Here is an 8,423-nt window from a genome sequence, read left to right on the forward strand (position 1 = left end):
CTCGGACCCCAACGCCACCGTCATCGTCGCGTGCCAGCCTCGCGAGCAGCGTGCGGCGCTGCGGGATCTGATCACGGTCGTCGAACGCGAGCGACCTCGCGTGACTCTGGGTCCACTGTCACGTGTCGAGGTCGGGCGCCGCCACGACACTCACGACACCGACGGGCTCGCGGCGATCATGGCGGCGACCGCGGGCCTGCCGTTCCTGGTCAGTGCCGTCCACCCCGCCGACTCGGCAGCGGCCGCGACGCGGGCTGCGCGGCATGCCCTGGTCGACCGCCTGCGCCGGTGCGACGAACCACTGCTCGACGCCATGCTCATCACATCGCTGAGCTCGGGGCTGGGGCCCGCGGACATCGCGGCCGCACTGCGAATCGACGTCGCGCAGAGCCGCGACCTGGTCGACCGCGCCTATGCGACCGGACTTCTGGACGCGGCCCTCGGCACGGCATTCCGCGTGGTGGTGCACACAGCGGTGGCCGAGGTGCTCGGCGCCGCTCGCCACCATGAGATCGAGACCTCGCTGCTCACAACGCAACTGGAACTGTCGACGCTGCCGCTCGAGCTGTCGCTGCAGCTCGCCGAGCACGGGGTGCGCGATCCGGGCCTGGCAGCCGCGCTGGAGTCAGCCGCACGGCACAACACCACCGGCGTGGACCAGGCTGTGCGGATCCACCGGGCCGCTGTCGCGGCGGGTGCCGAGTCATTGGCCGCTCCGCTCGCCGACGCACTGGCCAGGGCCGGCCGGTGCACCGAGGCCGCGGTGACCGCTGACGCGTTGTTGAGTTCCCCGGATCCGCAGGTCCGCGCGAATGCCGTGCGCGTGTCAGCCGCAGTCGCCGCGCACGACGGCAACCTCGAGCAGGCTGCCGAGCTGTTCGCCTGGCTGGGCACGGATGACCGGGTCAGCGCCACGGCGGCACTGACCTTTCTCGCCACGGGCGACGCACCGGCCGCGCGGGAGTCTCTGCGATCACCGTTCAGCGGTCCGCCCACCTCCGGCGTGCGTGCGGCGCGCCGCCTGGCCGAAGGCCTGCTGCTCACCGTCGACCACCCCTACTCCGAGGCCATGGCCACGCTCGGTCAGTCCCTCGGCGGGCCGCCGGCGACCGAGGCGACGGTCGACAGCCCCGCCGCGCTCGTCGCGCTCACCGCGCTGCACTCCGGTGATCCGGTCCGGGCCCGCAGCGTCTTGGGACGCGTGGTCCGAGACGCGGTGGCCCATCCCGACCCGCTCTTCGATCACCGGCACCGCCTCCTACAGGCCTGGGTGAAGATGCAGGACGGCCACCTGGCCTCCGCGGCCGCCGACGCCGCCCAGATCGCGGAGGCCGGTCTGCATCGCCGGGATGCCCTGTGGCTGACGTCGCTGCAGACCGGGATCGCACGGCGCAGCGGTGACTCCGGGGCACTGCACCAACACTGGTTTGCCGCGATGGAGGTGCTCACCGAGCATTCGATCGACCTGTTCAGCCTGCTCCCCCTGGGTGAGCTCTGGGTGGCGGCGGCCCGGATGCGCCAGCAGGATCGCCTGGCTCACCCGCTGGAGCGGGCGTTCGGACTGCTGCACCGGTTGGGGGATCCGCCGACGTGGTCGCTGCCCCTTCGCTGGGCCGGCGTGCACGCCGCCATCCTGGCGAACTCACCGGAGGCGATGGCGCCACACGGGCAGGCGTTGACGGCCGCCGCACCCGGCAGTGCCTTCGCCCGCGCCCTGGCCACGGCGGGCCGCGCCTGGCTGCGGGTGCTGGCCAATCAGGTCACGGTCGATGAGGTGACGGTCGCTGCCCGCGCGCTGGCGCAGTTCGGGCTCACCTGGGACGCCACACGGCTGGCCGGACAGGCTGCCCTGCAGGCCTCGGACCCTCGGGTGTCGAGCACCATGCTGCAGGTCGCCCGGGACCTGAAGATGTCGGCAGGCCTGGATGTGGCCGACGATTCCGTGCCCAGCGCGGCGCTCGGCGCCGAACGTCCCACCCCCGCGACGCCGTCGAGTGGTGCGCTGTCGGAACGTGAGCGTGAAGTCGCCGAGCTGCTCCTGCTCGGGATGCCCTACCGCGACATCGGCGCGCAGTTGTTCATCTCCGCGAAGACCGTGGAGCATCATGTCGCGCGGATTCGCCGACGGTTGGGCGCGGAGTCGCGCTCGGAGATGTTGTCGATGTTGCGGGCGATGCTGAGCCCCGCCTGAACCCGCCTGCAGCTCCACTGGCAACGCCCCTTCCCGCGAGTTAGGTGAGCCTTGGTAGCGGGCGTGACACGCCAGGTGTAACTATGAGCAGGCAAATAGCTTAAGTTACCGGTGAGTAACACACTCTAAGTTACCGGCGAGTAGCTTCGTCCCGCGGGAGGCGCACGGTGCAGCACACGCTCGAAGTGAGCAGGTTGATCATCGGTTTGTTGATGACGGCCGTTGTCTTGGTATTCGCCGCTAAACGCGTGATGTGGCTGACCAAACTGATTCGCTCCGGGCAGCCGATCAGCGACGAGAGCGGCCGCAAGGACAACCTGTCCGAACGCTTCCTGAACCAGTTCAAAGAGGTCTTCGCCCAGACCAAGCTGCTGAAGTGGTCGATCCCCGGGCTTGCTCACTTCTTCACCATGTGGGGCTTCTTCGTCCTCGCCACGGTGTACCTCGAGGCCTACGGCGTTCTCTTCGTGCCGGAGTTCCACATCCCGCTGGTGGGGCGCTGGCCGGTGCTGGGCTTCCTGCAGGACTTCTTCGCCGTCGCGGTGCTGCTCGGCATCATCGTCTTCGCGATCATCCGCATCGTCCGCGAGCCCAAGAAGATCGGTCGCGAGTCCCGCTTCTACGGCTCGCACACCGGCGGCGCGTGGGAGATCCTCTTCATGATCTTCCTGGTCATCGCGACCTACGCCCTGTTCCGCGGCGCCGCGGTCAACACGCTCGGCGAGAAGTTCCCCTACCAGAACGGCGCCTTCTTCTCCGATGCCATGGCCTGGCTGCTGGCCCCGCTCGGTCACACCGCGAACATGTGGATCGAGACCGTCGCCCTGATGGGTCACATCGGCGTCATGCTGGTCTTCCTGCTGATCGTGCTGCACTCCAAGCACCTGCACATCGGTCTGGCGCCCGTCAACGTCACCTTCAAGCGACTGCCGAACGGCCTGGGCCCGCTGCTGCCCATGGAGTCCAAGGGTGAACTGATCGACTTCGAGGATCCCGCCGAGGACGCCGTCCTGGGCAAGGGCAAGATCGAGGACTTCACCTGGAAGGGCTACCTCGACATGGCGACCTGCACGGAGTGCGGTCGCTGCCAGTCCCAGTGCCCCGCCTGGAACACCGGCAAGCCGCTGTCGCCCAAGCTCGTGATCATGAACCTGCGCGACCATCTGTTCGCCAAGGCGCCCTACATCCTCGGCGACAAGGAGTCGCCGCTGGAGAACACGCCCGAGGGCGGTCTGGGCGAAGAGGTGCTCGGCGAGAAGCGCGACGAGAAGCACGCGCATGACCACGTTCCCGAGTCCGGCTTCGAGCGCATCATGGGATCCGGCCCCGAGCAGGCCACCCGTCCGCTGGTCGGCACCCTCGAGCAGGGCGGTGTGATCGATCCCGATGTGCTGTGGTCGTGCACCACGTGTGGCGCGTGCGTCGAGCAGTGCCCCGTCGACATCGAGCACATCGACCACATCGTCGACATGCGCCGCTACCAGGTGCTCATGGAGTCGGAGTTCCCGTCCGAACTCGGCGTGTTGTTCAAGAACCTCGAGAACAAGGGCAACCCCTGGGGCCAGAACGCCAAGGACCGCCTCAACTGGATCGACGAGGTCGAGTTCGACGTTCCGGTGTACGGCAAGGACGTCGACTCGTTCGACGGCTTCGAGTACCTGTTCTGGGTCGGCTGCGCCGGCGCCTACGAGGACCGCGCCAAGAAGACCACCAAGGCCGTCGCCGAACTGCTGTCGGTGGCCGGCGTGAACTTCCTGGTGCTCGGCGACGGCGAGACCTGCACCGGTGACTCGGCCCGCCGCTCGGGCAACGAGTTCCTGTTCCAGCAGTTGGCCGCGCAGAACATCGAGACGATCAACGACCTCTTCGAGGGTGTCGAGACCGTCGACCGCAAGATCGTGGTCACCTGCCCGCACTGCTTCAACACCCTGGGCCGCGAGTACAGCCAGACCGGTGCCAACTACACCGTCCTGCACCACACTCAGCTGCTGAACCGCCTGGTCCGCGACAAGAAGCTGGTGCCGGTCAACTCCCTGAGCCAGGACGTCACCTACCACGACCCGTGCTACCTCGGCCGGCACAACAAGGTCTACGACGCGCCGCGTGACCTCATCGGCGATTCGGGTGCCCAGCTGACCGAGATGCCGCGGCACGCTGACCGGGGCTTCTGCTGTGGCGCCGGTGGTGCCCGGATGTGGATGGAAGAGCACATCGGCAAGCGCGTCAACACCGAGCGCACCGAGGAGGCCATCGACACCGGCGCCTCGACCATCGCGACCGGCTGCCCGTTCTGCCGCGTGATGATGACCGACGGCGTCGACGAGGTCGCGGCCGCCCGTGACATCGAGAAGATCGAGGTGCTCGACGTGGCCCAGCTGCTGCTGGCGTCGCTGGATCTGTCCTCGGTGACGCTGCCCGAGAAGGGCACGGCCGCCGCAGCGGCCGCCGAGCGCGCCGAAGCCAAGGCTGCCGCCGCGCCCGCACCTGAGCCCGAGCCGGAGCCGGAGCCCTCGGCCGCAGCACCCGCCGCCGCAGCCGCACCGGCCGCCGCCGTGCCCGCCAAGGCCGCGGCCCCGGTCAAGGGCCTCGGCATGGCCGGCGCCGCCAAGCGCCCCGGCGCCAAGAAGGCCAGCGCCACAACCCCGGCCGCACCCGCGGCGGAGGCTGCCGCACCCGCAGCAGAAGCCGCAGCACCGGCCGCGCCGGTCAAGGGCCTCGGCATCGCGGGCGGCGCCAAGCGCCCCGGCGCCAAGAAGGCCGTCGCACCGGCAGCCGAGACGGCAGCACCCGCTGCCGCTGAGACCGCAGCCCCTGCCGCTCCGGCGGCTCCGGTGAAGGGTCTCGGGATGGCCGCGGGAGCCAAGCGCCCAGGTGCCAAGAAGGCCAGCGCCGCGGCCCCTGCGGCACCGGCGCCGGAGGCTGCCGCACCGGCGGCCGCCGAGCCCGCCGCACCGGCGGAGCCGGCCGCCCCAGCCGCACCCGAACCGCCCGTCGTGGGTCTGGGCATCGCCGCGGGCGCACGTCGGCCGGGCGCCAAGAAGGCCCCCGCCGCGGCCGCACCCGCCGCTGCCCCCAAGGCTGAGCCCGCACCCGCCGCCGAGCCGGAGTCTGAGGCCGCGACCCCGGCCCCAGCCGCCGAGGCGACTCCCGCCGCACCGGCGGCCACCAGCGGTGCCGATGACGATCGCGTCGTCGGCGACGAGGCTCCGGTGAAGGGCCTCGGCATCGCCAAGGGTGCCCGCAGGCCCGGCAAGCGCTAAGCAGCACAACACAGTTCGGCCGGTCCCATCCTGGGACCGGCCGAATTGCGTTTCAGACGGCTCAGCCGACCTTGGTCAGCTTGAACGGCGTCGTGGTGACCGTTCCACCGGGGCAGCTGTAGTTGTCATCCAGCTGCAGGGTCCCGTTCAACGTGGCGGGGTCGACGTCGAGTTCGATATAGGCGGGCGCGTAGCTGCCGTCGCTGCAGATGACACCGTCCGGCTTGGTCACGATGAAGTGCCACCGGCCGTGCACCATCTTCGCGGGCACGCGCCAGCCCTGGTTGCTGGACACCGTTCCCATGCACCCCTCGGTCTGGCACTGGGTCTGCACCACCCAGATGTTCTCGTTGTCGCCACCGGTATAGGTGCCGTTGAATCCGGCCGACGGTTCCTCGGCCAGCGCCGGGGCCGCCAGCACCGCGGCCAGCGCTGTCGTAGCGGCCGCCGTGAGCATCGTCCGGGTGATCATCGCGCGCATGGTGTGTGTGCCTCCTGGCTGTGAGAGTTGCGCGAAAATTAACAGGCGTGACGGCCTGAATTCCGCTGCGCGCACAGCAGACTCCCAGTCGTGTCTCAGTTGTCACCCAATGTGAGGTGAATCGCAATCTGCCCGCCGCTCGGCCGTGACACTGGCGCAACGGAGAAAAACGCTTCGACAGCCATGGGAGAATGGCCTTCATGAGCACCGAGCAGTTGCCGTGGCCCTCGGCTGGCCAGGACTCGCGGCAGCGCATCTTCACGCAGTCCACCAAGCTGCAGGACGTCCTGTACGAGATCCGCGGACCCATCCATGACCACGCCGCACGCCTGGAGAACGAGGGTCACCGAATCCTCAAGCTGAACATCGGCAACCCCGCCCCGTTCGGGTTCGAAGCGCCCGACGTCATCATGCGCGACATCATCGCAGCCCTGCCCTACGCACAGGGTTACTCGGACTCCAAGGGCATCGTCAGCGCCCGTCGCGCGGTGTTCACCCGCTACGAACTGGTCGAGGGCTTCCCCCGGTTCGACATCGACGACGTGTATCTGGGCAACGGCGTCTCCGAGTTGATCACGCTGACGCTGCAGGCCCTGCTCGACAACGGCGACCAGGTGCTCATCCCCGCGCCGGACTACCCGCTGTGGACGGCGTCGACGGCCCTGGCCGGTGGCACCCCGGTGCACTACCTGTGCGACGAGACCCAGGGGTGGCAACCCGACATCGCCGACCTGGAGTCGAAGATCACCGACCGCACCAAGGCGCTCGTCGTGATCAACCCGAACAACCCGACCGGCGCGGTCTACAGCCGCGAAATCCTCACGCAGATGGTGGATCTCGCGCGTAGGCACCAACTGCTCCTGCTCGCCGACGAGATCTACGACAAGATCCTCTACGACGACGCCAAGCACATCAGCCTGGCCACCCTGGCGCCCGACCTGCTGACGCTGACCTTCAACGGTCTGTCGAAGGCCTACCGGGTGGCCGGCTACCGCTCGGGCTGGCTGGTGATCACCGGACCCAAGGAGCATGCGAGCAGCTTCATCGAAGGCATCAGCCTCCTGGCCAACATGCGCCTGTGCCCCAATGTTCCTGCGCAGCATGCCATTCAGGTGGCGCTCGGCGGTCATCAGAGCATCGATGATCTGGTGCTGCCCGGTGGTCGACTGCTCGAGCAGCGCGACATGGCCTGGACCAAGCTCAACGAGATCCCCGGGGTGTCGTGTGTGAAGCCCACCGGCGCGCTCTACGCCTTCCCGCGCCTGGACCCCGAGGTCTACGACATCCACGACGATGAGCAGCTTGTGCTCGACCTGCTGCTGCAGGAGAAGATCCTGGTCACCCAGGGCACCGGCTTCAACTGGCCCGCCCCGGACCACCTCCGGATCGTGACGCTGCCGTGGGCTCGCGACCTGTCCACCGCCATCGAACGGATCGGCAACTTCCTGGTCAGCTACCGGCAGTAGGGATCACCCCCGCGGGTTGCCGGACCACAGTTCGTGCAGGTGAGAGTCATCGGCGGTCCGATAGATGACATGTTGTGTCCCCTGCCCTTCGAACGCGTAGGCCAGTGGCCGGTCCTCGGCCGATCTGGGCGCCTGCACAGCGGCGGTCAGACCGCCGACGTTCCATCTGCCGCTCTCCCACCACAACTCGTAGAGCTGACCGTCGGTGCCGGCATAGATGACGTGCTGGGTGCCCTGCGCCTCGAAGGCATACGCGGCCATCGCGGTCCCCGCGGGCGCGGGAGCACCGGTCATCGTCGTGAGGTCTGACGCGTGCCAGCCGCTCGGATCACTCCACAGTTCGTAGATCCTGTTGTCGACGCCCACATAGAAGACATGCTGGGTGCCCTGCGCGGCGAACATGTAACCGGCGACGGTCCGCGCGATGGGCCCCGGCGCTTCGACGACGACCGTCAGGTCGGTCATATGCCAGCCCGCCTCGTCGCACCACAGCTCGTACAGATGGCTGCCGACACCGGCGTAGATGACGTGCTGGGTCGCCTGCGCCTCGTCGACGTAGCCGACCAGCGCACCGTCGAGGGCCGCCGGTGCCCCGGTGGCCGCCGACAGGTCCTGGGAGTGCCAGGTGCTGCCGTCCCACCAGATCTCCTGGACGTGGCGGTCCGGCCTGCGCAGGTAGATCACGTGCTCCCCGAACTGGGAGTCCACGCTGTAGCCGATGACCGTCGACGTCGCCGGTGGCGCACCGGAGATGGCGCTGAGGTCCTCTGAGTGCCACCCCTCGGCGTTCCACCACAGTTGGTGGACGTGACGGTCCGCCGTGCCGACGTAGACCACGTGCTGGGTGTTGGCGGCCTCGGAGACATAGGCCCCCAACGACTCCGGGTCGGCCTCGGCCGCGCCGGTCGGGGCCGAGAGGTCGGTGGTGTGCCAGCCCTCGAAGTCCCACCAGATCTCACGGAGATGTCCGTCGGGGGGGGGGGGGGCGGACACGGGGGGACTCTGGCCGGGGTGGGACCCGGGGA

The 8,423-nt window shown here is 68.8% G+C and carries 5 protein-coding genes; 3 read left to right on the forward strand and 2 right to left on the reverse strand.

Translation table 11 applies throughout. The annotated features are described in order from the left end of the window. Nucleotides 1–2,191, forward strand: a 2,191-nt coding sequence (gene iniR, locus A5727_RS14925; protein ID WP_068250641.1) for an isoniazid response ATPase/transcriptional regulator IniR, incomplete at its 5' end; no start/stop codon positions are given. Nucleotides 2,192–2,403: 212 nt separating this feature from the next. Beyond that, nucleotides 2,404–5,451, forward strand: coding sequence for a (Fe-S)-binding protein (locus A5727_RS14930; protein WP_068250646.1), 3,048 nt, complete (start codon nt 2,404–2,406; stop codon nt 5,449–5,451). Between the two features lie 61 nt (nt 5,452–5,512). Here A5727_RS14930 and A5727_RS14935 read toward each other — a convergent pair whose 3' ends face one another. Then, on the reverse strand, nt 5,513–5,923 hold the full coding sequence (locus tag A5727_RS14935; RefSeq protein ID WP_068250649.1) for a hypothetical protein: 411 nt from the start codon (nt 5,921–5,923) through the stop codon (nt 5,513–5,515). 200 nt (nt 5,924–6,123) lie between these two features. On the opposite strand from A5727_RS14935, the gene A5727_RS14940 reads away from it, so the two are divergent. Then, nucleotides 6,124–7,398 (forward strand): pyridoxal phosphate-dependent aminotransferase, encoded by a 1,275-nt coding sequence (locus A5727_RS14940; protein ID WP_157521395.1) that lies wholly within the window; start codon nt 6,124–6,126, stop codon nt 7,396–7,398. A gap of 3 nt (nt 7,399–7,401) precedes the next feature. On the opposite strand, the gene A5727_RS14945 is transcribed toward A5727_RS14940, so the two are convergent. Further along, complete coding sequence (locus A5727_RS14945; protein WP_068250643.1) at nt 7,402–8,391, reverse strand: PLL family lectin; 990 nt, start codon at nt 8,389–8,391, stop codon at nt 7,402–7,404. Nucleotides 8,392–8,423 lie beyond the last annotated feature (32 nt).

The sequence above is a fragment of the Mycobacterium sp. ACS4331 genome (genome assembly GCF_001667265.1).
Taxonomy (GTDB): domain Bacteria; phylum Actinomycetota; class Actinomycetes; order Mycobacteriales; family Mycobacteriaceae; genus Mycobacterium.

Excerpts from the sequence above, each read along its gene's own strand:
- A5727_RS14930 (WP_068250646.1), top strand. The coding sequence starts at position 2,404 with ATGACGGCCGTTGTCTTGGTATTCGCCGCTAAACGCGTGATGTGGCTG.
- A5727_RS14935 (WP_068250649.1), bottom strand. The coding sequence starts at position 5,923 with ATGATCACCCGGACGATGCTCACGGCGGCCGCTACGACAGCGCTGGCC.
- A5727_RS14940 (WP_157521395.1), top strand. The coding sequence starts at position 6,124 with ATGGCCTTCATGAGCACCGAGCAGTTGCCGTGGCCCTCGGCTGGCCAG.